The organism is Rhizobium sp. PDO1-076, assembly GCF_000247475.1.
Lineage (GTDB): Bacteria > Pseudomonadota > Alphaproteobacteria > Rhizobiales > Rhizobiaceae > Allorhizobium.
Genome location: NZ_AHZC01000354.1, coordinates 1 through 633, shown reverse-complemented (window position 1 = coordinate 633; position 633 = coordinate 1). Strand labels below are relative to the sequence as shown.

Annotated in this window: 2 protein-coding genes; both read left to right on the top strand. The window is 58.8% G+C overall.

Annotated features, from left to right (window positions below):
- On the top strand, positions 1–188 hold a 188-nt coding region (locus PDO_RS17025), incomplete at its 5' end, for a DUF993 family protein (protein WP_007604742.1).
- Positions 189–367: 179 nt separating this feature from the next.
- Positions 368–633 (top strand): hypothetical protein (locus PDO_RS28845; RefSeq protein WP_210161525.1); only part of this gene is annotated, 266 nt, incomplete at its 3' end.

Below are 633 nucleotides of genomic sequence, written 5' to 3'. Positions count from 1 at the left end.
TCGTCTTCTTCGCATGGCTGAACGGCCACCAGAGCCATTTCAGCCTGCCTGCCGGCATGCAATCAGCGCGGGGGATCCTGCACTATGCGGATATCTTCCGCCTTGCCGATCAGGCGAACGTGCTCGACAACCCCGAACTGGCGACCAGACGGATGAAGAATTTCGCCGGAATCTACGGCATCGAATAGCCGACCCGACATCATCGGCAACTGCGCCATGCCACGTCAAAACACGTACCAATAATTCGAGGATAGCCCAGAAACGAAAAAGCCTGCCGCGGGAGGAGGTGCGGCAGGCTTTTCGAATGGATGAACAGCGACTGGGAGGAGGAGTGCCGCTGTCCCTACAGGCGCCCCTGGGAGGAGGAGTGGGTCGCCTGAAACACGAAGCTCTGCGGGAGGAGGTGCATCGCTTCGTTGAAAACCAACATACAGCATCGCTGTGCTTACAAAATACGCTTTGTTGCAGTGCAGCCATGCAAAAACAGTGGCACTCTTGCACACAGGATCTGCGCCCAAGCCCGCAGGACTGGCGCACCGGGCGGACCGGATTGCACCGCGCGACCCAATCCCAAACGCAAGCCCACATACAAGCCAAAACGCAAAAACGCCCGCGTCATCAGCGGGCGTCGTG